Below are 22,258 nucleotides of genomic sequence, written 5' to 3' on the forward strand. Positions count from 1 at the left end.
TTTCTCGGGCGTGTCATGGCCGTCCTGCCCACCCTTGCTGGGTTCCGTTCCCGTCCTCCCAGCTGAATCCGTGGCCCCACAGCTCGGGCCCGATGACCTCCTCGACGCCCGCGATGGTGTCCTCCCGGGCCTGGTAGTGCTCGGCGCGGATGAGCTCGCTCGCTGGTCGAGTGTCCACGCTCAAGGACCGGAAATACCAGGCCGCCGCCACGGGGGCCCGGTGCTTGGGGATCCCGCGATGCAGTCGGAAGAGCTCCTTGAGCCCGGCATTAACCCCACCCTCGAGCGGACTTGTCGTACGCGGCAGCACTTCCCCGGGCCTGGCTTGTTCCAACCACGTGAAGAGATGCCCGGCTTTGCGAACGCGTTCCAGGGTGAAATACGCCCGCCGAAGACGCTGATGCGTGTACCACCACGCCGCGCTCACAGGCACGCTCGAGGGCCTCACCAGGCCAGCACGGGCGTACGTGCGCTCCGTCAGAAACGCCCGCCAGGCCCCATGCCACGCGGCCAACGAAGCCTCCCACGAGGCCGCCTGGTCCAGGGAGGAGACCTTCGGCAACGCCCGGGCCAGCGACCGAAGTTGCCGCCCTGCCTGTAGCACGGGCCGGCGAGTGAGATGCTCATCCACCCGGTGAAGCAGATGAAAGAGACACCGTTGAACCCGGGTGGCGGGCCACAGCTCGCCGATCACGGTCAGAGCCGCGGCGTTCCCGTCGACGATGACGATGTCCGGGGCCGGGATCATCTCCAGCAGCGCGGCCCAGGACGCGCGCTTCTCCCGGTCGCAGAACTGCCACGCCACGACATGCTCACCGGTGTAGGCCACGAGCGCGCACCAGGCGTTGAAGTACGTCCCATCCAGCATCAGCACCCGGTGGACTTCCCCGGTCAGTACTGGTTCCGGGGCCACGTTCCAGCACCAGGCATGCTGGCGGCGGAATGTGCGAGCGGGCCCGTGCTCGCCCTGGGTCGTACGTCCAAGGAGCCAGTCCTCGAAGCGGTGGATCTGGTGGGCCCGCGTCAGGTCACCCCGGCGGGCTGGGGTGGTGGACGCTCCGCAGGATGAGCATCGGTAGCGCGGGCGTCCTGCGCTGGTCGTGCCGTTCTTGATCAGGGGCTGGGCGCATACACCACAACGGGGCCGATTCGCGGGAAGGGGCATTCATCATGCTTGCAGAGTAAGTCAACGGGCGTATAGCCCTACTGCCGACTGGGAAGCAGGCCCCTGCCACACACACTTTTTGGCCGCTAACCCTCGCTCTGCGTGGGCCGACGTGCTCCTCAGTCTCATGAAGGCCTGTGGTGGATGCGGCGGTCTCACCGACGCTGAGCGTCCAGCCCGGCGGCGGCGCCTGGGATAAAGTGGCCAGGGTCAGTCAAGCGGCAACAACGAGGAGCGACGTGCAGTATTTCGAGGGTCTGGATGCCCTTCCCGAGGGTTTCGGGCCGAGCGTCGTCACCCTCGGAAACTTCGACGGGGTGCACCGCGGGCACCAGCGCGTCCTCGCGGAGGTGTTGAACCGGGCCGAGCGGACCCAGGCCACCTCGGTCGCCCTGACCTTCGATCCGCACCCGGCCACCGTGCACCGCCCTGACCAAGACCATTCCCAGATCATGGCGCTGGGGGACAAGGTCGCGGCACTGGATGCCCGTGGGCTGGACGCCGTCGTCGTCATTCCCTACTCGCTTGAGTTCGCCGCCCAGTCTCCCGAGGAGTTCGTGTCCTCGACGTTCGTGGGCCGACTCAACGCCGCGTGCGTCGTGGTCGGGCCGGACATGCGGTTCGGCGCCGGCAACTCGGGCGATGTTCGCACGCTGACCGAGCTGGGGTCCAAGCACGGCTTCGAGGTCGTCGTGGTGGACGAGTACGAGGCGGCCGACGGGGACGGGAGTCGTCGCTGCTCCTCGACATGGATTCGCTCCCTCCTCGCCGCAGGCGACGTGGAGCGCGCCGCCGAAATCATCGGCGCGCCGCACCGCGTGAGCGCCACCGTCGTGCACGGGTTCGCGCGAGGGCGTGAGCTCGGCTTCCCCACCGCGAACCTGGCGCCCGAGGTCCAGGGGCTCATCCCCGGCGAGGGCGTCTACGCGGGCTGGCTGACGGACGAGGCGGGGGAGCGGTGGCCCGCCGCGATCTCCGTGGGCCGCAACCCGACGTTCGACGGCGTCAAGCGCGTCACCGTCGAGGCCCACGTGCTCGGGCGCCCCGAGGGGGAGGACGTCGAGTCCTTCAACCTCTACGGTCAGCACGTCTCCCTCGAGTTCGTCCACCGCCTCCGCGGCATGGTCGCCTTCCAGGGAATCGACCTGCTCGTGGCCCAGATCTCCGAGGATGTGGCCCGTGCCAAGGCCCTCCTCGACAACGACGCCGCGAGCGGCAGGGACAAAGCCTAGGGTCGCGCGGCCGCGGTGTAGACTGGTCGGTGCGTCTGGCTGCGGTCCGTGGCTGCTGGACGCCGCAGTCTCCACGGCTGCGCCCCCGGCAGGGACAACCCTGGCCGGGCCTCACGGCACAACCGCAAGGAGCAGCTCATGGCACTTGACCCCGCTGTCAAGCAGGAGATCATCAAGGAATACGCCACCCACGAGGGTGACACGGGTTCCCCCGAGGTTCAGATCGCGGTCCTCACGCGCCGCATCTCTGACCTCACCGAGCACCTCAAGATGCACAAGCACGACCACCACACGCGCCGTGGCCTCATGGCGATGGTCGGTCGCCGCAAGCGCATGCTCGCGTACCTCTCGGACACCGACATCGACCGCTACCGTTCGCTCATCGAGCGCCTCGGCCTGCGTCGATAACTGAGTTCGAGCCCCACGCGGGTAGACTGAAGAGGCGGCACCCTGTTGGGTGTCGCCTCTTGCCGCACCCGGCGCCCCGTGATTGATTCAGGGGCTCGCGCCGCACGCAGCTTGACCCATCCGCCGAGCGCGGCCCATTCGCGGTCCTCGGTAGTGGCCTCCGGGACCCCCGGCCCAGACGAGCAGTCTGGCGCCGCAGAGGAGCCCGTGGGCCTCGATCGAAGACCGGATGGCGTGCTCGTCGTGTGGGGACACCCCATTCGACCAACGAAAGGCAGGCCTCCATGGAGGGCACCGACGTTCAGTTCACCGAAGCCGTTATCGACAACGGCCGCTTCGGACAGCGCACCATCCGATTCGAGACCGGTCGTCTCGCGAAGCAGGCGGCCGGCGCCGCCCTCGTCACCATCGACGACGACACCACGCTTCTCTCGGCCACCGCCATCGGCAAGTCGCCGCGCGAGGGCTTCGACTTCTTCCCGCTCACGGTTGACGTCGAAGAGCGCATGTACGCCGCGGGCCGCATCCCGGGCTCGTTCTTCCGCCGCGAGGGCCGCCCCTCCACGGACGCGATCCTCGCGTGCCGCCTCATCGACCGCCCGCTGCGCCCCGCGTTCATCAAGGGCCTGCGCAACGAGGTCCAGGTCGTCGTGACGGTCCTCGCGATCAACCCTGACGAGCTCTACGACGTCGTCGCCATCAACGCGGCCTCGATGTCCACGACCCTCACGGGCGCCCCCTTCTCGGGCCCCATCGGCGGCGTGCGCGTCGCCCTCGTGACTGAGGACGGCGCGAACCAGTGGGTCGCGTTCCCGACGCACACCCAGCTCAAGTCGGCCGTGTTCGACATGGTCGTGGCCGGCCGCGTGGTGGGCGACGACGTCGCCATCATGATGGTCGAGGCCGAGGCCACCGACGACTCCTGGACGCTCATCAAGGAGAACGGCGCCACGGCCCCGACCGAAGAGGTCGTCGCCGAGGGCCTCGAGGCTGCCAAGCCCTTCATTCGCGCGCTCTGCGAGGCCCAGGCCGAGCTCGCCCGCGTTGCCGCCAAGCCGGCGATGGAGCTCCCGACCTTCGGCGACTACGACGACGAGATCCTCGCCGCCGTTGAGGAGAAGGCCGGCGCCGAGCTGTCCCGCATCTTCCAGATCGCCGACAAGCTCGAGCGCGAGGCTGCCTCGGACCAGCTCATCCAGGCCACCATCGACGAGCTCACCGGCGAGGGCGCCCGCTTCGAGGGCCGCGGCAAGGAAGTCTCTGCCGCCTTCAACTCGGTGACGAAGAAGACGATCCGCCAGCGCATCCTCCGGGATCAGGTCCGCATCGACGGCCGTGGCCTCACGGACATCCGCGCCCTGAGCGCCGAGGTCGAGGTCCTTCCCCGCGTGCACGGCTCCGCGATCTTCGAGCGCGGCGAGACGCAAATCATGGGCGTCACGACCCTCAACATGCTCAAGATGGAGCAGCAGATCGACTCCCTCTCCCCGGAGACGTCGAAGCGCTACATGCACAACTACAACTTCCCGCCGTACTCCACGGGCGAGACCGGCCGCGTGGGCTCGCCCAAGCGCCGCGAGATCGGCCACGGCGCCCTCGCCGAGCGCGCCCTCGTGCCGGTCCTTCCGACGCGCGAGGAGTTCCCCTACGCGATCCGCCAGGTCTCCGAGGCTCTCGGGTCCAACGGCTCCACGTCGATGGGCTCCGTCTGCGCCTCGACGCTCTCCCTCCTCAACGCGGGTGTCCCGCTCCGCGCGCCTGTCGCGGGCATCGCCATGGGTCTCGTCTCTGACGAGGTCGACGGCGAGACGCGCTACGCCGCCCTGACGGACATCCTCGGCGCCGAGGACGCGTTCGGCGACATGGACTTCAAGGTTGCCGGCACGAGCGAGTTCGTCACGGCCATCCAGCTCGACACGAAGCTCGACGGCATCCCCGCCTCGGTCCTCGCCGCCGCGCTGACCCAGGCTCGTGAGGCCCGCCTCCACATCCTCGACGTCCTCAACCAGGCCATCGACGCCCCGGACGAGATGAGCGAGTTCGCACCGCGCATCATCTCGGTCAAGATCCCCGTGGACAAGATCGGCGAGGTCATCGGCCCCAAGGGCAAGGTCATCAATCAGATCCAGGAGGAGACCGGCGCGGACATCTCCATCGAGGACGACGGCACCGTGCTCATCGGCGCCACGGCTGGCTCCTCCGCCGAGGCCGCGCGCTCCGCGATCAACGCGATTGCCAACCCGCAGGTCCCCGAGGTCGGCGAGCGCTACCTCGGCACGGTCGTCAAGACCACGACCTTCGGCGCGTTCGTCTCGCTGACGCCGGGCAAGGATGGGCTCCTGCACATCTCCGAGCTGCGCAAGCTTGCCGGCGGCAAGCGCGTTGACGATGTCGACGACGTCGTCGAGGTCGGCCAGAAGATCCAGGTGGAGATCACCAAGATCGACGACCGCGGCAAGCTCTCCCTCTCGCCCGTCGTGGCGGACGAGGACGCCGAGTCCACGTCCGACGAGGCCTAAGGGCCTGCCGGCTTGGGGCACGTCGCCGCTCTGCCGCTCCTCGCCGAGCCAGGCGCCGCGGACATGACGCTCCACGCGGGGGAGAACGGCGCGCGAGTCATGCGCACCGTCCTCCCCAGCGGGGTCCGCGTCCTCACGGAGCACATGCCGAGCATGAACTCCGTGTCCGTGGGGTTCTGGCTGGGCGTGGGCTCCCGCGACGAAGCCCCGGGCCACGAAGGCTCGACCCACTTCCTTGAGCACCTCCTGTTCAAGGGCACACGGCGTCGAACGGCTCTCGAGATCGCCGAGACGTTCGACGCCGTGGGGGGCGAGTCCAACGCCGCCACCGCGAAAGAGAGCACGTGCTACTACGCGCGCGTCCTCGCCCGTGACCTGCCGAGCGCAGTCGACGTCATCGCCGACATGGTGGCAAGCCCCGAGCTCAACGGCGAGGACCTCGAGCAAGAGCGCGGCGTCATCCTCGAAGAGCTCGCCATGGACGCCGACGACCTGACGGATGTCGCCCACGAGCGATTCGCGCAGGCCGTCCTCGGCGAGCACCCCCTCGGCCGGCCCATCGGCGGGACCGAGGCCGTCATCCGCTCCATCTCCGCGGACGCCGTCCGCGCCCACTACGAGGCCTCCTACCGGCCCCAGGACCTCGTCGTCACGGCTGCCGGCGCGGTCCACCACGAGGAGTTCTGCAACCTGGTCGCCGAGCGGCTCGAAGAGGCGGGCTGGGACCTCTCCGTGCCTGCCGCGCCGACGCCACGGCGCCCCGTCGCTCCCGCGGGGATCGAGCCCGTCGGGGGTCTGACCGTCGTCGAGCGCGAATCTGAGCAGACCCACGTGCTCCTGGGGGTCCCGGCGATCACCGCCACCGACCCCCGGCGCTACACACTGAGCGTGCTCAACGCGATCCTCGGCGGGGGCATGTCCTCCCGCCTCTTCCAGGAAGTGCGCGAGAAGCGCGGACTGGCCTACGCCGTCTACTCGTTCGCGAGCTCGTACTCGGACGCCGGCTTCGTGGGGGTCTACGCGGGGTGCTCTCCGGCCCGGCTCGTCGAGACCGTCCAGGTCATTCGCCGCACGCTCCGAGAGGTCGCGCAGAACGGCGTGACCCAGGAGGAGCTCGTGCGGGCCCGCGGACAGATCGGCGGCGCGTCGGTCATGGCCCTCGAAGACTGCGGCTCGCGCATGACCCGGCTGGGCCGTGCAGAGCTCGTCACAGGAGAATTCGTTGACGCGGCAGAAGCGCTGCGCCGCATCGACTCGGTGACCCTCGACGAGATCCGCGATCTCGCCCGGGAGCTCATCGGCCAGCCGCCGACGGCCGTCGTCGTCGGGCGCGTCCCTTCCCTGGACACCCTCAGAAACGCTTTGGAGGAAGAACTCTCATGACGGACATCTCCCGCCCCGTGCGCATCCTCATCGTCTGCACGGGCAACATCTGCCGCTCCGCGTACGCGGAGCTGCTGCTTCAGGCTGAGCTCGACGCGATGGCCCCGGGCGAGTTCGAGGTGGGGTCCGCCGGGACGATGGGTCTGCGGAACAAGCCCGTCAACCCGCCGCTCGACTCGTACCTCGAGAAGCGGGGGATCGACCACACTGACTTTGAGTCCCGCCGCATGACCACTCCGCTCCTGGAGATGGCGGACGTCGTGCTTGGGCTGACGACGGAGCACCGCGACGAGGTGCTGCGGCGCACGCCGTCGCTCTTGAAGCGCTCCTTCACGCTCCGCGAGTTCCAGGCGATCCTCCAGGGGATCCTCGACGGCGACTCCTCGGCGTACGAGGGGCTCTCCGCCGCCGAGCGGTGGCGGACGGTGACGCAGCACGCGGCCCGCGCGCGGTCCCGCGTCAACGCCGAGCTCGACTCCCCGGACATCGAGGACCCGTACGGCCGCGAGATCGAGATGTACGAGACCGCCGCCGCGGAGATCGAGGAAGCGGTCGCGACCATCGCCGGGTTCGAGCGCGCCATGCGCGGCGTCTCGGCAGTGGCGGCCGAACGGTCCGAGGCGTGAGGCCCCGCGTCGCCGTCCTCGGCGCCACGGGGCGCATGGGCGCGGAGGCCGTCGCCGCCGTGGAGGCGGCGGCGGACATGGACCTTGTGGCCCGCCTCGGCTCCAAGGACTCCCTGGAGAGCGTGGTCGACGCCGGGGCCACGCACGTGGTTGACCTGACCGTCCCGGGCTCGACCGAGGCCAACGTTCGCTTCGCCGTGGAGCACGGCCTCCATGCGGTCGTCGGGACGACGGGCTGGGACGAGTCCCGCCGGGGGCGCCTCGAGGACCTCCTCGCGAGGCACACGGGGGTCGGCGTGCTCATTGCCCCGAACTTCGCGCTCGGCAGCGTGCTGGCCACCGCCTTCGCGGCGACGGCGGCCCGGTACTTCGAGTCCGCCGAGATCATCGAGCTGCACCACCCGGACAAGGCGGACGCCCCCTCCGGCACGGCCGCCCGCACGGCGGAGCTCATGACGCGCTCGCGCTCCGAGGCAGGCCGGGAGGCCATGCCGGACGCCACCGAGTCCGGCCTGGACGGCGCCCGCGGCGCGATCGTGGGGGACGTCCCCGTGCACTCGGTGCGCCTGCGCGGGCTTGTCGCCCACCAGGAAGTCCTCTTCGGCGGGCCGGGGGAGCAGCTGACGATCCGCCACGACTCCTTCGACCGCGCCTCGTTCATGCCGGGCGTCCTCTTGGGCCTGCGGACCGTGGCGAGCCGGCCGGGCCTGGCCTACGGGCTCGACGCCTACCTGGACCTGGGTGCCTGATGGCCTCCAAGATCGGCGTCGCCCTCATCACGGCCCTGGGCCTGTTCTTCCTCGTCCTCATCGTCCACCGAGGCGTGCTCTTCATGATGCAGCCGGACTGGGCGGCGCGGGGCATCGGGGCGGGCGTCGTCGTCGTCGCGCTCGTCGGGGCCTGGGTCAGCGGGCGCGAGCTCCTCTTCGGCTTCCAGTCCCAGCGCCTCGGGCGCCGGCTCGAGGCGGAGGGCGGCCTGCCCGTCGACGACCTGCCGCGCAGCCCCGGCGGCCGGATCGACCGCGCGGTGGCTGACGAGCAGTTCGGCGCCTACCGCGCCGAGACCGAGGCCGCGCCGGAGAGCTGGAGGGCCTGGTACCGCCTGGCCCTCGCCTACGACGCCTCCGGGGACCGCCGACGCGCCCGGGAGGCCGCACGCCGGGCCATCTCGCTGGAGCGAGCCGACGCCTCCTGACGGTAGGCTGGAACCCATGACTAGCACGGACTCGCTCTCGCAGGCGAAGGACATCTTCGGTACCCTCGCCACGGCGATGGTGACACCCTTCACGGCCAGCGGCGCCGTGGACTACGCGGGCGCCGAGGCCCTCGCGGACTATCTCGTGAGGCAGGGGAACGACTCCCTCGTGGTCTCGGGCACGACCGGAGAGACCTCGACGCTCGAGGACTCCGAGAAGGAAGACCTGTTCCGTGCCGTGGTCAGCGCCGTCGGAGGTCGCGCCCGGGTCATCGCGGGCACGGGCACCAACCACACGAGCCACTCGATCGAGATGGCGCACCGGGCTGTCAAGGCCGGCGTCGACGGCCAGCTCGTCGTCACGCCGTACTACAACAAGCCCACGCAGTCCGGCGTGATTGGCCACGTCAAGGCCGTGGCCCAGGCCACCGAGCTGCCGATCATGCTCTACGACATCCCCGGCCGCGCCGGGATCCCCATGCGCACGAGCACCCTCATCGAGCTCGCCGGCGTGGACACCGTCCTTGCCCTCAAGGACGCCAAGGGCGATATCGCCGCGACGAGCGAGGTCATCTGCAAGACGGACCTCGCCGTCTACTCTGGAGAGGACGCTCTCACTCTCCCCTTGATTTCGGTCGGCGCCGTCGGCGTCGTCTCTGTGACGGCTCATGTGGCCGCCCCGCTGTTCCGCAGGATGATCGACTCGGCGCTGGCCGGGGATTACGCTGCGGCCCGCGAGGCCCACTGTGAACTTGAACCCGTCGTGCGCGCGGTCATGACGCACATTCCAGGAGTCATGGCGGCCAAGGCCCTCCTCGCCCGCGCGGGCGTGCTCGCCCGCGAGGACGTGAGGCTTCCCTTGGTCACGGCGAGCGAGGCGGAACTCGCCCCCGTGCTGGCCGCCATGGCCGAATCGAGCTGGGAGATCCCAGCAGACAACGGCTCACGCCAGAAGTAGAGGATTCCATGCAGGAAGCACCCGTAGGACTCCAGCGTCCCCCGAAGCTCAAGGACGACACCCTTCGGATCGTCCCCCTCGGCGGCCTGGGGGAGATCGGCCGCAACATGACGGTGTACGAGCTCAACGGCAAGCTCCTCATCGTCGACTGCGGCGTGCTCTTCCCTGAGGAGGAGCAGCCGGGCGTCGACCTCATCCTCCCTGACTTCTCGTACATCGAGAACCGCCTCCAGGACATCGTCGGCATCGTCCTGACCCACGGTCACGAGGACCACATCGGCGGCGTCCCGTACCTGTTGCGCCTGCGCAAGGACATCCCGCTCATCGGCTCCCGCCTGACGCTCGCGCTCATCGAGGCCAAGCTCCTCGAGCACCGCATCAAGCCGCTGTGCCTTGAGGTCGTCGAGGACCAGATCGAGCAGATCGGCCCGTTCGAGTGCGAGTTCGTGGCCGTCAACCACTCCATCCCGGACGCCCTCGCGGTCTTCCTGCGCACGAGCGCGGGAACCGTCCTCCACACGGGCGACTTCAAGATGGACCAGCTGCCGCTCGACGGCCGCATCACCGACCTGCGCGCCTTCGCCCGGCTGGGCGAGGAGGGCGTTGACCTCTTCGTCCCGGACTCCACGAACGCGGACGTCCCCGGCTTCACGGCTGCGGAGAAGGAGATCGGCCCCGTCCTCGAGCGCCTCTTCGGACAGGTGAAGAAGCGCATCATCGTCGCCTCGTTCTCCTCCCACATTCACCGCGTGCAGCAGGTCCTCGACGCCGCCGCCGTCCACAAGCGCAAGGTCGCCTTCGTGGGCCGCTCCATGGTCCGCAACATGCAGATCGCGGAGAAGCTCGGCTACCTCAACGTTCCGCCGGGAATCCTCGTCGACATCAAGAAGGTAGACGACCTCCCGCAGGACCGCGTCGTCCTCATGTCCACGGGCTCGCAGGGCGAGCCGATGGCCGCGCTCTCGCGCATGGCCAACGGCGACCACCGCGTCCAGGTGGGCAAGGGAGACACGGTCATCCTCGCCTCCTCCCTCATCCCGGGCAACGAGAACGCGGTCTTCCGCGTCATCAACGGCCTCCTCAAGCTCGGCGCTGACGTGATCCACAAGGGCATGGCCCGGGTCCACGTCTCCGGCCACGCGGCCGCGGGCGAGCTCATCTACTGCTACAACATCCTTCAGCCGAAGAACGTGCTGCCGGTCCACGGCGAGACGCGCCACCTCATCGCCAACGGCAAGCTCGCCATCGAGACAGGCGTCGACCCGAAGAACGTCCTCCTCGGCGAGGACGGCTCGGTCATCGACATGCGCGACGGTGTCGCGCGCTTCGTCGGCCAGGTCGAGTGCGGCTACGTCTACGTGGACGGGTCCACGGTCGGCGAGATCACCGACGACGACCTCAAGGACCGCCGCACGCTCGCGGAGGAGGGCTTCATCTCGGTCATCACCGTCGTGAACCGCTCCACCGGAAAGATTATCACGGGCCCGGAGATCCACGCCCGCGGCTTCGCCCCGGACGAGGACGTCTTCGACGAGATCCGCCCGAAGATCATCGAGGAGCTCGAGAAGGCGGCGCAGGTCCACGACCACACGACGCACCAGCTCCAGCAGACGGTCCGCCGGGTCATCGGCACGTGGGTCAACCGGCGTCTGCGTCGTAAGCCCATGATTGTGCCGGTGGTCCTCGAGGCCTAGGCACCACCGCCCCGCAGTGCGGGGTGAGAGCGCGCGTGTGAGGCGCCCGAGGAGCACTGCTTCTCGGGCGCCTCACACGCGCGACTGGTAGTTTGGAGATCATGCCGACCAGTTCTTCCTCCCGGTCGCAGCAAGGCCGAACCACCAAGACGTCCAACGTCAAAAAGAAGTCCTCTGCCGCTGCCTCCCCCCGCTCTCGCACAGCCGCCGAACCTCCCGAGGAGACGTCGGCCGCAGCCCGCGTGCTCTATGCGGCGTGGATGGTGCTCGCGGCGCCCACGGGCGCGCTTGTGCGCCAGCTCGGGGTCAACCTGCGGGTCCCCAAGGCCGAGCGCCGGGACGGGACGGGCTTCTTCCTTCTCCTGTGCGCGGTCTTCGTGGCCGTCGCGTCCTGGTGGGGGAGCGATCTCGCCCTTTTCGCCTGGCTCCGGGGCGTCCTCGCAACACTCTTCGGGCTCGGCACTGTGCTGCTGCCGATCGGCCTCGGCCTCAACGCCTGGCGCCTCTTCCGGCACCCCGTCGACCACCGCGCGAACACGCGCATCGCCATCGGCGAGTTCGTCATCCTCGTGGCGGCCTGCGGTTTCCTGGACGTCGTCAAGGGCGTCCCTGCGCTGCTCTCCCCGGCGGCGGCGGACGCGGGCGGACTCCTCGGCGGCCTGGCGGGCGGCGCACCGGCGGCCGTCATCACGCCGATTCTCACGGGCATCCTCATGGTGGCCGTCGGGCTCATCGGCCTCCTCATCCTGACGGCCACGCCCGTGCGCCACGTCCCCTTCCGCATCTCCCAGGCGGTTCACCGCCTCATGGGCGAGGACCCGCGCGGCCCCAAGAAGGCCAGCGGCGTGGACGTCACCGCCCCCGAGCACGACCAGTCCTACCTTGACCAGCACACCGGGCACCCGAGCGAGCCGCCCGCGCGCCGGCAGAGCCTCCTCTCGCGGATCTTCGGCGGGCGGGACGCCTCCGGCTCAGGGGAGGAGGGCAGTGAGTCGCGGACGCGCGCCTTCGATTCGGCGGCCATGGTGGAGCGCGCGGAGGACCGGCGCCTCGGCTCCGGACCGCACGACGACGATGCCGCCCGCGAGGCCGTGGAGGGGCGGCGCACGGCGGCCTCACGCCGCGGGGACAAGCGAACCCCCGTGTTCTTCGACGCGGAGCGCCCGGCCGAGGAGCCGGCTCCCGCCCACGGCCTCCCGTTCGATGCCGCCGAAGTCTTCCCCGAGGACCCGGAGGAGGGCCGCGTGCACTCGGGCTCGCACCGGGCCGCCCCGGCCGATGACGCCCAGCCGCACGATGGCGCCCGCACCGAGCGGGACCCCCTCGGGGACGTCGCCGAGCGGAGCGCCTTCGGTGCCGCCGCGAGCGAGGTCTCCGCTGAGCCCGCCCCCGCCGGCCCCGCTGACTCCCATGAGGCTGCAGTGCCCCCGGGCGTGCGCCGACCGACCCGCGACGAGCTCGCCACCCAGGCGCTCCGCCGCCAGCAGGGGCTCGACGGGCCCGCGGGGCAGGGCGCCGCGGCTGCGTCGTCGTCCGCACCCGACGACGTGGCGACCACGGCGCTCGCCGCCGTCTCCGCGCCGGCCGCCCCCGCGCCCCTGCCGGCACGAAGCGAGCAGCTCAGCTTCGACGGAGAGGTGACGTACGTCCTCCCCAGCCCCGAGTTCCTCCCCGCAGGCCCCGCGCCGAAGGAGCGCTCGGAGGCGAACGACCAGGTCGTCAACGCCCTGACCGAGACGCTCAGGCAGTTCAAGGTGGACGCGCAGGTCACCGGGTTCTCGAGGGGCCCGACCGTCACGCGGTACGAGATCGAGCTCGCGCCCGGCACGAAGGTGGAGAGGGTCACGGCGCTGTCGAAGAACATCTCGTACGCCGTCGCCTCGTCCGACGTGCGCATCCTCAGCCCCATCCCGGGCAAGTCCGCCATTGGCATCGAGATCCCCAACGCGGACCGCGAGACCGTCTCCCTCGGCGACGTCCTGCGCTCCAACGTGGCGCGGAAGACTGAGCACCCCATGGTCATGGGCGTCGGCAAAGACGTCGAGGGCGGCTACGTTGTGGCGAACCTCGCGAAGATGCCGCACATGCTCGTCGCGGGCGCGACAGGCGCGGGCAAGTCCGCGTTCGTCAACGCGATGATCACCTCCATCCTTATGCGGGCGACGCCCGACGAGGTCCGCATGGTCATGGTGGACCCGAAGCGCGTGGAGCTCACCGCCTACGAGGGCGTGCCGCACCTCATCACGCCGATCATCACGAGCCCCAAGAAGGCCGCTGAGGCCCTCCAGTGGGTCGTGCGCGAGATGGACACCCGGTACGACGACCTCGCGGCGTTCGGGTTCAAGCACGTCGACGACTTCAACAAGGCCGTGCGCGCGGGCAAGGTCACCCTGCCGCCGGACTCGAAGCGCGTCCTGCGTCCCTACCCGTACCTCCTCGTCATCGTCGACGAGCTCGCCGACCTCATGATGGTTGCGCCGCGGGACGTCGAAGACTCGATTGTGCGCATCACCCAGCTCGCCCGCGCAGCCGGCATCCACCTCGTGCTCGCGACCCAGAGGCCGTCCGTGGACGTCGTCACGGGCCTCATCAAGGCGAATGTGCCGTCCCGCATGGCGTTCGCCACCTCCTCCGTGACCGACTCCCGTGTCGTCCTCGACCAGCCCGGCGCGGAGAAGCTCATCGGCCAGGGCGACGCGCTCTTCCTGCCGATGGGCGCCTCCAAGCCGATGCGCGTTCAGGGCGCGTGGGTGAACGAGTCGGAGATCGAGCGCGTCGTCGAGCACGTGCGGGGCCAGATGAAGGCCGAGTACCGGGAGGACGTCGCCGCCGAGGCCCCGGCCAAGCAGATCGACGAGGAGATCGGCGACGACCTCGACCTGCTCCTCCAGGCCGTGGAGCTCGTGGTCACGAGCCAGTTCGGCTCCACGTCCATGCTTCAGCGCAAGCTCCGCGTGGGCTTCGCGAAGGCGGGGCGCCTCATGGACCTCATGGAGTCCCGTGGCGTCGTGGGCCCCACAGAGGGCTCCAAGGCGCGCGACGTGCTCGTCAAGCCAGACGACCTCGCCGCGACCCTTGCCGCCATCAACGGCACCGGCGCGGGGGCAGAGGCGGAGGCGCTGTCCGAGAACGCGGCGGCCAACCACGCCGGGCCCCGGGACGCGGAGGCCGATCCGTACGGCTCGGACGCCGTCGCCCGCGACTTCGACGCGCGCACCGCAGGGCTCGAGGAGGTCGAGGCGGAGGAGAGCACCGACGCCTGGGACCTGACGGGGCGGTAGGCTGGGCGCGTGACGAACCCCACCGCTGACACGCCCCGTCCTGCCCAGGACCCCGCCCGCAGCTCGCAGGTGTGGAACCTCCCGAACGTGCTGACCATGCTCCGCATCGTCATGGTGCCGTTCTTCGTCTGGGCGCTCCTCGCGGACCGGGGGGCGGACGGCGCGCCTGAGTACGCGGCGGCGCGGTGGGTGGCCTTCGGGCTCTTCGCCGCGGCGATGTACACGGACATGCTGGACGGGCAGATCGCCCGCAAGCGCAACCTCATCACGGACTTCGGCAAGATCGCCGACCCCATCGCCGACAAGGCGCTCACGGGGGCGGCGATGATCGTCCTCTCCGTGCTCGGGGACCTTCCGTGGTGGATCACCATCGTCATCCTCGTGCGGGAGTGGGGCATTACGTTCATGCGCCTCGGCGTGGTCCGGTATGGGGTCATGGCCGCGTCCAAGGGCGGCAAGCTCAAGACGGTGCTCCAGACCCTGGGTCTCGGCATGCTCCTCATTCCCTTCACGGCCAACCCGGTGTGGCACCTCGTGGCGATGATCGTCGTTGCGGCGGCCCTCATCGTCACCGTGGTGACGGGCGTGGACTACGTCATCAAGGCGGCGCGGCTCGTGGCCGCCTCGCGGCGGGCACCGGGCGGCCGGGGCGCCTCGCGGGCATGAGCCGGGGCAGCGTCTCCCTCCCGCTCGGGGCCGCGGCGACGGCCGCCCCCGGCGGGGCTCCTGGGTCCACGGCGGAGCAGGGCCCTGACGAGGCCATGGAGGCCGAGGGTCTCTCTGAAGCTCTCGTTGCCGAGGCCACCGCGGCCGGACTGACGGTGGCCGCATGCGAGTCCCTGACGGCCGGCCTCGTCTCTGCGCGCATCGCTGACACGCCGGGCGCGTCGGCGGTGCTGCGCGGCGGATTCGTCGTCTATGCGACACAGACCAAGGCGACCGTGGCCGGGCTCGACGCCGACGACCTCGCCGACGACGGCCCGGTCCACCCGCGGACGGCCGAGCGCATGGCGGAGGCGGCGCGGGAGCGCTTCGCCGCGAACCTCGGGGTCTCGACGACGGGGGTCGCGGGGCCCGGACCTGCGGACGGCGTGCCAGCGGGCCGCGTGTGGCTCGCCGCGACGGGGCTGGAGCCGCGCGTCGTCGACCTCCCGGGTGACCGGGCCGAGGTGCGCCGACGGGCGGCAGATGCCGCCCTGGCCCTCCTGCTGGAGGCCGTGCGGGGCGCCGCAGGGCGATCCTGAGGGGTCACTGTCCCGAGCCCGTCAGTTGGCCGTGAATGAGCGGAGAACCCCGCAGGGACGGGGCCAAGCGGCACGGCGAGCCGGTAGGCTTGACGAACAGGAGTTGAGTCGTCCTCGCTCAGAGCCGGGCGGGGAACGCCACCGGGAATGAAATGCCGTCGCCCGCGGTTGAGGAGAGTCAAGCGGCTTTCGCCGCTGAAGCCCCCAGGGGCTGGCACCACGAAATGCACAGGAGTGAGCACACACATGGCTAAGCAACCCGTGTCCGTGAACGGCGTCGTTCGTTGGCGAGATGTGGGCATGCCGCAGGAGCGTGCGGCGGTGCCTGCAGAGCCCAAGGCGATCATCCTCCGTCACGAGATCGGCGAGGTTCTCCGCGAATCCCGTCAGCGCCAGGGCCGGACCCTGCGCGAGGTCAGCCACGACGCCCGCGTGTCCCTCGGGTACCTCTCCGAGGTGGAGCGCGGCCAGAAGGAGGCCTCGAGCGAGCTTCTGGCCTCCATCGCGGAGGCGCTGGACGTCCCGATGTCCAACCTGCTCCGCGACGTGTCGGATCGCATCGCGCTGCAGGAGGGCGTCCCGCTCGGCATGACCGTCCCCGACACCGTGCCGGATCAGATGGCTCGCAACTACGGCGGGCGCCAGGCCGCGACGACCGCGTAGCGGCCACCCACCAGGCCGCCGGCCCGCGAGACGGGGCGGCGGACCACATGGCACTGACAGGCCCCTAGGCTGAGCCGGGGGGCCTTTTCAGTGCCCTGACCCGCGAACGCCGCACGAGTGCGGTGGCAAGGAGGAGCCGTGAGGCGAAGCGATTTTCAGCGCCTGGTGGCCGACGAGTTCGGCGTGGCCTATGGCGCGCATGTTCGCGCCAGCGTCCACCTCGCCGGGGTGGGCGGGCTGACGGCCGACGACGCCTTGGCCGCCGGCCGTGACCCCCGCGACGTCTGGATGGCCCTGTGCGAGCAGCAGGACGTGCCCGTGGAGCGCCGTCTCGGCAAGGATCGCCCTCCGCGCAGGTAGGGCGGCGCGCCGGGGGACGCCCCGGTATCGAACACGTGTTCGATCCGCGCTATAGTTGGACTTCAGAGCGCCAGTTGTCCACGTTTGGGCCGTGTGCGCTCATCGTGTCCAGGGCTACTTATAGCGTTGAGTGCGAATCGAATTGACGTCCCCGCCTCCGCGGGGCAACCAGAAGCAGGGGGAGTCCCATGGCAGCAGGAATGGACCGCGAGAAGGCGCTGGAGACAGTTCTCGCGCAGATCGACAAGCAGTTCGGCAAGGGCTCGGTCATGCGCCTTGGCGAGGAGACGCGCGCGCCGATCGAGACCATTTCCACGTCCTCCATCGCGCTGGACATCGCCCTCGGCATTGGCGGGCTTCCGCGTGGCCGCGTCGTCGAGATCTACGGGCCGGAGTCCTCCGGCAAGACCACCGTCGCCCTCCACGCGGTGGCCAACGCACAGCGCAATGGCGGCATTGCGGCCTTCATCGACGCCGAGCACGCCCTTGACCCGGAGTACGCCAAGAAGCTCGGCGTGGACACGGACGCCCTCCTCGTCTCCCAGCCGGACACGGGCGAGCAGGCGCTTGAGATCATGGACATGCTCGTCAGCTCCGGGTCGCTGGACATCGTCGTCATCGACTCCGTCGCCGCCCTGGTCCCCAAGGCGGAGATCGAGGGTGAGATGGGAGACTCCCACGTTGGTCTCCAGGCGCGCCTCATGTCACAGGCCCTGCGCAAGATCACTGGCCGCCTGAGCCAGACCAAGACCACGGCCATCTTCATCAACCAGCTCCGTGAGAAGATCGGCGTCTTCTTCGGCTCCCCGGAGACCACCACGGGCGGCAAGGCGCTGAAGTTCTACGCCTCGGTGCGCATCGACGTCCGCCGGATCGAGACCCTCAAGGAGGGCACGGACGCGGTCGGCAACCGCACGCGCGCCAAGATCGTCAAGAACAAGATGGCTCCGCCGTTCAAGCAGGCCGAGTTCGACATCCTCTACGGCCACGGCATTTCTCGCGAGGGCGGCCTGCTGGACCTGGGCGTGGAGCACAACATCGTCCGGAAGTCCGGTGCGTGGTTCACCTATGAGGGGGACCAGCTCGGCCAGGGCAAGGAGAAGGCCCGCAACTTCCTCAAGGACAACCCCGAGCTGGCCGCCGAGATCGAGCGGCGCATTCGCGAGACCGTGGGCATCGACGCCCCCGCCGCCCAGCCGGAAGGCGCCGGGGCACAGACGCCGGAAGGCGCGTCCTTCTGAGCCCCGCAGATGGCGCGGCGGGCCCTGACCGGCTCGCCCGCCTTCGCCAGGCGCTCGAGGCTCTCGAGAAGAACGGCCCCGGGGAGCGGGATCTCGCGTGGGAGCAGGCTGCTGAAGCAGCGCGGCAGTCCGCCACGCGGTCGCTGAACGCCGCGCCCCGGACCCGCTCACAGCTGGAGACCAAGCTCCTGGGCGAAGACATCCCGGCTGACGTCGTCGCCCACGTGCTGGACCGCTACGAGGACGTCGGACTCATCGACGACGCCCGCTTTGCCCGCGTCTGGGTGGCCGAACGCTCCCGCCTGAAAATGGTTGGCGCCACGGCCCTGCGAGAAGAGCTTCGCCGCAAAGGCGTGGCGGCGGCAGTGATCGAGGCCGCGCTGGCCGCTGAACTGCCGCCCGAGACCGAGGAGTCCCAAGGGGAGGAGCTGGCCCGCGTCAAGGCACGAGCCGCAGTCCGAAGGATCGGGGCCTCGGCCCTGGAAGAGCGGGCGGGGCGGGACAAGGCGCTGCGCAGCATCGTCGCGGCCGTGGCCCGCAAGGGGCACTCGCCCTCGCGCGCCTTCGAGTGGGCCCGCCGCGCCCTCGACGCCGAGCTCGAGGCCCTTCGCTAGGCTTCGGGCTGGACCCAGCTGACTAGACTTGAACGGTGACTTCCTCTGTGACCGAAACCCCTGCCGCCCCCGCTGGGCAGGCTCGCCCGCGTACCTACGACGTGCGGACGTTTGGCTGCCAAATGAACGTCCACGACTCCGAGCGCATGTCCGGGCTGCTCGAAGAGGCCGGTCTGGTCCCGGTCAAGGAGGGCCTCGCCGACGTCGTCGTCTTCAACACCTGCGCAGTCCGGGAGAACGCCGACAACAAGCTGTACGGGCACCTCGGCCTCCTCGCCCCGGAGAAGGAGCGCAGGCCGGACCTTCAGATCGCCGTCGGCGGCTGCCTCGCGCAGAAGGACCAGGCTGCCATCGCGGAGCGGGCGCCCTGGGTGGATGTCGTCTTCGGGACCCACAACGTCGGCTCGCTGCCGGTCCTGCTGGAGCGCGCCCGGCACAACCGCCGCGCCCAGGTGGAGATTCTCGAGTCCCTGGACGTCTTCCCCTCGACCCTGCCGACCAAGCGCGAGTCCACACACTCGGGATGGGTGTCCATCTCCGTCGGCTGCAACAACACGTGCACCTTCTGCATCGTTCCGAGCCTCCGCGGCAAGGAGCGGGACCGCCGCCCGGGCGAGATCCTCGCGGAGATCGAGGCCCTCGTCGCGGAGGGCGTCGTCGAGGTGACGCTGCTCGGGCAGAACGTCAACTCGTACGGGGTGGAATTCGGAGACCGCCTCGCGTTCGGGCGACTCCTGAGGGCCTGTGGCGAGATCCCTGGGCTGGAGCGCGTCCGCTTCACCTCCCCGCACCCCGCCGCGTTCACGGACGACGTCATCGCCGCCATGGCTGAGACGCCCAACGTCATGCCGCAGCTGCACATGCCGCTGCAGTCGGGCTCGGACCGGGTGCTCAAGGCCATGCGGCGCTCCTACCGCTCTGCCCGCTTCCTCGGCATCCTCGAGCGCGTCCGCGAGCGAATCCCTGAGGCCGCCATCACGACCGACATCATCGTCGGCTTCCCCGGCGAGACGGAGGAGGACTTCGAGGAGACGCTGCGCGTGGTCGAGGCCTCCCGCTTCTCCAGCGCCTTCACGTTCCAGTACTCCAAGCGCCCGGGCACTCCCGCGGCCGAGCTGCCAGACCAATTGCCCAAGGCCGTCGTCCAGGAGCGCTACGAGCGCCTCGTCGCCCTGCAGGACCGCATCTCTCGGGAGGAGAACGAGGCCCAGGTCGGCCGCACCGTCGAGCTGCTCATCACCGCGGACACGGGCCGCAAGAGCGCCGAGACGGGGCGCCTCGCCGGGCGCGCGCCGGATCAGCGGCTCGTGCACGTTCGGGTGCCGGAGGGCTGCGAGGCCCCGCGCCCCGGGGACATGGTGACGGCGCCCATCACCGAGGCGGCAGGCTTCCACCTCCTGTCCGATCCGCGCCCGGAGGACTACCGCCTGCGTCGCACCCGGGCCGGCGACGCGTGGGACCGCGCCCAGGCCGAGTCGTGCGGCGTCCCCGTCACACCCGGCACGCCTCGCCAGGACGGGGCCGGGCGCGCCGTCTCCCTGGGGATGCCGGCCCTGCCCCCGCGCGGGTCCGCCTCAGCATGACGACGACGGTGCTGGCGCCAGCCGAGCCCGTCGTCGCCATTGTGGGCGCCACCGGGACCGGGAAGAGCGATCTCGCGATGGACCTCGCCGAGAGACTGGGGGGCGAGATCGTCAACACGGACGCCATGCAGCTCTACCGGGGCATGGACATCGGGACCGCGAAGGTTCCCGTGGGGGAGCGCCGTGGCCTCCCGCACCACATGCTGGATGTCCTCGACCTCCACGAGGAGGCGAGTGTCGCCGTGTTCCGGGACGCCGCACGTCAGGCCATTCGCGACATCCAAGGGCGGGGCAAGAGGCCGATCCTCGTGGGCGGCTCGGGCCTGTACACGCGGGCTGTGCTCGATGTCATCGAGTTCCCTCCGACTGACCCCGCCGTGCGGGCGCGTCTCGAGGCTGAGGCAGAGGAAGACGGGCTTGAGGCGCTCCGTGTCCGGCTCGCGGAGGCTGATCCCGTCTCGGCCACGGCCGTCAAGGACGCGCGGCGCATCATCCGTGCCCTCGAGGTCGTGGAGCTCACGGGGCGGCCGTTCTCCTCGTTCATGCCGGAGCGGCGCTACGCTGCGCCGGCGGTGCAGATCGGGCTGAGCATGGACCGGGCCACGCTTCACGAGCGTCTCGAGCGTCGCATCGGCCGGATGATGGCGGACGGGCTCATCGAGGAGACGGAGCGGCTCGAGGAACGGGGCCTCTCGCGGACGAAGACGGCGGCGCGGGCCATCGGATACGCCCAGGCGCTCGCGGTGCTCCAGGGTGGGATGACTCGGGACGAGGCGGCGGCCGAGACGCTCGTCAAGACGAGGCAGTTCGCGCGGCGTCAGGAGACGTGGTTCCGCGCGGACCCGAGGGTCCTCTGGTTGCCCGCCGAGTCCCGCGAGCGGGAGGCACGCGCCGCCGCCTGGGCCACGGGGGCTGCCTAGCGCGGAACGGGCCTGGGCCCGGCGTCATTCAGGCCGCTGGCGCGCCGTTCCCTATAGGCTGACTCTCATGACCCACGCGAATCTTCAGGCCTTCTCCAAGGGGCACGGAACCGGCAACGACTTCGTTCTTCTCTCGGACCCGGAGGGGCGCCTCGACGTCTCTGCGGCGGATGTCGCGCGCTGGTGCAACCGCCGCACGGGCATCGGCGGGGACGGCTTCATCCGGGCTGTGCGCACGGAGAACGTCCCGGAGGTCCAGGACCTGGTGGAGGCGGACCCCCGCGCCGAGTGGTTCATGGACTACCGCAACGCGGACGGGTCCGTCGCGGAGATGTGCGGCAACGGGGTGCGCGTGTTCGTCCACTTCCTTCGCCAGGCTGGCCTCGCCGAACTTGCCGAGGGCGAGTCGATGCATGTGGCGACTCGCGCCGGGGTCAAGGCCGTGGCGCGGGTGGCGCCGGCGGCTGTGGATCCCCGGGCCGCGCAGGCCCACACCGGTGCGGCCACGCGGGTGGAGCCGGCAGGCCCCGGTGCCGGAGCGCCCGGGGACGATGCCACAGGCGCCCGCGTGCCTGCCGGCGAGGCGTCCGTCCAGCTCGGCGAGGTGGCCTACTATGCGGTGGACCTCGGGCCGTGGACGCTGCCGGCCGGCTCCGACTCGGTCTCGGACAGCCTCGTGACGACGGCCGGTCTGGACGTCCCGAGGCCCGCCCTCTCCGTGGACATGGGCAACCCCCACACCGTCGTGGCTCTCGCCCGCGACGAGGAGCTTGAGGCCCTCATCCTCTCGCAGGCCCCCCACGTTGAGCCCCGGCCGGACAACGGGAGCAACGTGGAGTTCGTTGTCCCTGCGGACCACTCGGACCTCAGCGGGGTGGGCGAGTTCCGCATGCGTGTCGTCGAGCGCGGCGTCGGTGAGACGATGGCCTGCGGCACGGGCGCGGCCGCAGCAGCGGCAGCGACGCGCGTGTGGGGCGGGGAGGCGGCCCCGAGCGACTACATCGTCGAGATGCCCGGAGGCCGCGTGCGCGTCTCCTTCCAGACGGGGCGCAACGGGGCGGAGCACGCCGTCCTCGCGGGTCCGGCCGTCATCGTCGGCTCGGGGACCGCGGCGCTCTGAGGGCCGACGGCGGCCGGCCCCGTCTCAGCGGGGCGGGCAGGGGTCCACGGCG

20 protein-coding genes and 1 pseudogene are annotated in these 22,258 nt (G+C 70.4%); 20 read left to right on the top strand and 1 reads right to left on the bottom strand.

Features of this window, described 5'->3' with window-relative positions; all coding sequences use genetic code 11:
• Nucleotides 1-13: 13 nt before the first annotated feature.
• A complete protein-coding gene (locus J2S35_RS08110) occupies nucleotides 14-1,165 on the bottom strand; it encodes an IS1249 family transposase (RefSeq protein ID WP_309852019.1) in 1,152 nt (383 codons plus the stop codon).
• 239 nt (nucleotides 1,166-1,404) lie between these two features.
• Between J2S35_RS08110 and J2S35_RS08115 the strand changes: the two genes are divergently transcribed.
• The 20 genes and pseudogenes from J2S35_RS08115 to J2S35_RS08205 all read left to right on the top strand — a co-directional run bounded on the left by J2S35_RS08115 (nucleotide 1,405) and on the right by J2S35_RS08205 (nucleotide 22,206).
• Entirely contained in the window at nucleotides 1,405-2,397 is a 993-nt protein-coding gene (locus J2S35_RS08115; RefSeq protein ID WP_309852022.1) for a bifunctional riboflavin kinase/FAD synthetase, read from the top strand.
• 138 nt (nucleotides 2,398-2,535) lie between these two features.
• Nucleotides 2,536-2,805 (top strand): 30S ribosomal protein S15, encoded by a 270-nt coding sequence (rpsO, locus tag J2S35_RS08120; RefSeq protein ID WP_309852024.1) that lies wholly within the window; start codon nucleotides 2,536-2,538, stop codon nucleotides 2,803-2,805.
• A gap of 284 nt (nucleotides 2,806-3,089) precedes the next feature.
• Nucleotides 3,090-5,324 (top strand): polyribonucleotide nucleotidyltransferase, encoded by a 2,235-nt coding sequence (locus tag J2S35_RS08125; protein ID WP_309852028.1) that lies wholly within the window; start codon nucleotides 3,090-3,092, stop codon nucleotides 5,322-5,324.
• 63 nt (nucleotides 5,325-5,387) lie between these two features.
• Nucleotides 5,388-6,707, top strand: coding sequence for a M16 family metallopeptidase (locus J2S35_RS08130; protein WP_380084123.1), 1,320 nt, complete (start codon nucleotides 5,388-5,390; stop codon nucleotides 6,705-6,707).
• On the top strand, nucleotides 6,704-7,333 hold the full coding sequence (locus J2S35_RS08135) for an arsenate reductase/protein-tyrosine-phosphatase family protein (RefSeq protein WP_309852035.1): 630 nt from the start codon (nucleotides 6,704-6,706) through the stop codon (nucleotides 7,331-7,333). The genes J2S35_RS08130 and J2S35_RS08135 overlap by 4 nt, the downstream gene beginning before the upstream one ends.
• On the top strand, nucleotides 7,330-8,082 hold the full coding sequence (gene dapB / locus J2S35_RS08140; RefSeq protein ID WP_309852038.1) for a 4-hydroxy-tetrahydrodipicolinate reductase: 753 nt from the start codon (nucleotides 7,330-7,332) through the stop codon (nucleotides 8,080-8,082). Before J2S35_RS08135 ends, dapB begins: the two co-directional genes overlap by 4 nt.
• A complete protein-coding gene (locus J2S35_RS08145; protein WP_309852040.1) occupies nucleotides 8,082-8,528 on the top strand; it encodes a hypothetical protein in 447 nt (148 codons plus the stop codon). Before dapB ends, J2S35_RS08145 begins: the two co-directional genes overlap by 1 nt.
• 16 nt (nucleotides 8,529-8,544) lie before the next feature.
• Nucleotides 8,545-9,486 carry a 4-hydroxy-tetrahydrodipicolinate synthase gene (gene dapA / locus J2S35_RS08150; RefSeq protein WP_309852043.1) on the top strand — a complete coding sequence of 314 codons (942 nt, stop codon included), beginning with the start codon at nucleotides 8,545-8,547 and terminating at the stop codon, nucleotides 9,484-9,486.
• Between the two features lie 8 nt (nucleotides 9,487-9,494).
• Entirely contained in the window at nucleotides 9,495-11,180 is a 1,686-nt protein-coding gene (locus J2S35_RS08155) for a ribonuclease J (RefSeq protein WP_309852046.1), read from the top strand.
• Nucleotides 11,181-11,281: 101 nt separating this feature from the next.
• Complete coding sequence (locus tag J2S35_RS08160) at nucleotides 11,282-14,461, top strand: DNA translocase FtsK 4TM domain-containing protein (protein ID WP_309852049.1); 3,180 nt, start codon at nucleotides 11,282-11,284, stop codon at nucleotides 14,459-14,461.
• Nucleotides 14,462-14,470: 9 nt separating this feature from the next.
• Nucleotides 14,471-15,127 carry a CDP-diacylglycerol--glycerol-3-phosphate 3-phosphatidyltransferase gene (gene pgsA / locus J2S35_RS08165; RefSeq protein WP_309852052.1) on the top strand — a complete coding sequence of 219 codons (657 nt, stop codon included), beginning with the start codon at nucleotides 14,471-14,473 and terminating at the stop codon, nucleotides 15,125-15,127.
• Nucleotides 15,124-15,705 (top strand): CinA family protein, encoded by a 582-nt coding sequence (locus J2S35_RS08170; RefSeq protein ID WP_309852055.1) that lies wholly within the window; start codon nucleotides 15,124-15,126, stop codon nucleotides 15,703-15,705. The genes pgsA and J2S35_RS08170 overlap by 4 nt, the downstream gene beginning before the upstream one ends.
• A 246-nt stretch (nucleotides 15,706-15,951) precedes the next feature.
• Nucleotides 15,952-16,368 (top strand): helix-turn-helix domain-containing protein, encoded by a 417-nt coding sequence (locus J2S35_RS08175; RefSeq protein WP_309852058.1) that lies wholly within the window; start codon nucleotides 15,952-15,954, stop codon nucleotides 16,366-16,368.
• Nucleotides 16,369-16,506: 138 nt separating this feature from the next.
• A complete protein-coding gene (locus J2S35_RS08180; RefSeq protein WP_309852063.1) occupies nucleotides 16,507-16,728 on the top strand; it encodes a DUF3046 domain-containing protein in 222 nt (73 codons plus the stop codon).
• A 188-nt stretch (nucleotides 16,729-16,916) separates the two neighbouring features.
• The gene (gene recA / locus J2S35_RS08185) at nucleotides 16,917-17,969 is read left to right on the top strand and encodes a recombinase RecA (RefSeq protein ID WP_309852066.1); all 1,053 of its coding nucleotides are present in this window, start codon (nucleotides 16,917-16,919) and stop codon (nucleotides 17,967-17,969) included.
• A pseudogene (locus J2S35_RS09945) lies at nucleotides 17,966-18,193 on the top strand (hypothetical protein); the annotation flags it as partial. The gene recA and the pseudogene J2S35_RS09945, both read left to right, overlap by 4 nt.
• Nucleotides 18,194-18,583, top strand: coding sequence for a RecX family transcriptional regulator (locus tag J2S35_RS08190; RefSeq protein WP_380084113.1), 390 nt, complete (start codon nucleotides 18,194-18,196; stop codon nucleotides 18,581-18,583).
• 35 nt (nucleotides 18,584-18,618) lie between these two features.
• Nucleotides 18,619-20,166: a tRNA (N6-isopentenyl adenosine(37)-C2)-methylthiotransferase MiaB gene (gene miaB, locus J2S35_RS08195; protein ID WP_309852069.1), complete on the top strand. Its 1,548-nt coding sequence runs from the start codon at nucleotides 18,619-18,621 to the stop codon at nucleotides 20,164-20,166.
• Nucleotides 20,163-21,086 carry a tRNA (adenosine(37)-N6)-dimethylallyltransferase MiaA gene (gene miaA / locus J2S35_RS08200; RefSeq protein WP_309852072.1) on the top strand — a complete coding sequence of 308 codons (924 nt, stop codon included), beginning with the start codon at nucleotides 20,163-20,165 and terminating at the stop codon, nucleotides 21,084-21,086. The genes miaB and miaA overlap by 4 nt, the downstream gene beginning before the upstream one ends.
• 67 nt (nucleotides 21,087-21,153) lie before the next feature.
• Nucleotides 21,154-22,206 (top strand): diaminopimelate epimerase, encoded by a 1,053-nt coding sequence (locus J2S35_RS08205; protein WP_309852074.1) that lies wholly within the window; start codon nucleotides 21,154-21,156, stop codon nucleotides 22,204-22,206.
• The last annotated feature ends 52 nt before the right edge of the window (nucleotides 22,207-22,258 follow it).

It is taken from the genome of Falsarthrobacter nasiphocae, assembly GCF_031456275.1.
Classification (GTDB): Bacteria; Actinomycetota; Actinomycetes; order Actinomycetales; family Micrococcaceae; genus Falsarthrobacter; species Falsarthrobacter nasiphocae.

Coding starts and splice junctions, on each gene's coding strand:
- J2S35_RS08175 (WP_309852058.1), top strand. CDS start 15,952: ATGGCTAAGCAACCCGTGTCCGTGAACGGCGTCGTTCGTTGGCGAGAT.
- J2S35_RS08130 (WP_380084123.1), top strand. CDS start 5,388: ATGACGCTCCACGCGGGGGAGAACGGCGCGCGAGTCATGCGCACCGTC.
- J2S35_RS08155 (WP_309852046.1), top strand. CDS start 9,495: ATGCAGGAAGCACCCGTAGGACTCCAGCGTCCCCCGAAGCTCAAGGAC.
- J2S35_RS08145 (WP_309852040.1), top strand. CDS start 8,082: ATGGCCTCCAAGATCGGCGTCGCCCTCATCACGGCCCTGGGCCTGTTC.
- J2S35_RS08110 (WP_309852019.1), bottom strand. CDS start 1,165: ATGCCCCTTCCCGCGAATCGGCCCCGTTGTGGTGTATGCGCCCAGCCC.
- dapA (WP_309852043.1), top strand. CDS start 8,545: ATGACTAGCACGGACTCGCTCTCGCAGGCGAAGGACATCTTCGGTACC.
- rpsO (WP_309852024.1), top strand. CDS start 2,536: ATGGCACTTGACCCCGCTGTCAAGCAGGAGATCATCAAGGAATACGCC.
- J2S35_RS08170 (WP_309852055.1), top strand. CDS start 15,124: ATGAGCCGGGGCAGCGTCTCCCTCCCGCTCGGGGCCGCGGCGACGGCC.
- J2S35_RS08205 (WP_309852074.1), top strand. CDS start 21,154: ATGACCCACGCGAATCTTCAGGCCTTCTCCAAGGGGCACGGAACCGGC.
- miaA (WP_309852072.1), top strand. CDS start 20,163: ATGACGACGACGGTGCTGGCGCCAGCCGAGCCCGTCGTCGCCATTGTG.
- J2S35_RS08160 (WP_309852049.1), top strand. CDS start 11,282: ATGCCGACCAGTTCTTCCTCCCGGTCGCAGCAAGGCCGAACCACCAAG.
- recA (WP_309852066.1), top strand. CDS start 16,917: ATGGCAGCAGGAATGGACCGCGAGAAGGCGCTGGAGACAGTTCTCGCG.
- J2S35_RS08125 (WP_309852028.1), top strand. CDS start 3,090: ATGGAGGGCACCGACGTTCAGTTCACCGAAGCCGTTATCGACAACGGC.
- J2S35_RS08135 (WP_309852035.1), top strand. CDS start 6,704: ATGACGGACATCTCCCGCCCCGTGCGCATCCTCATCGTCTGCACGGGC.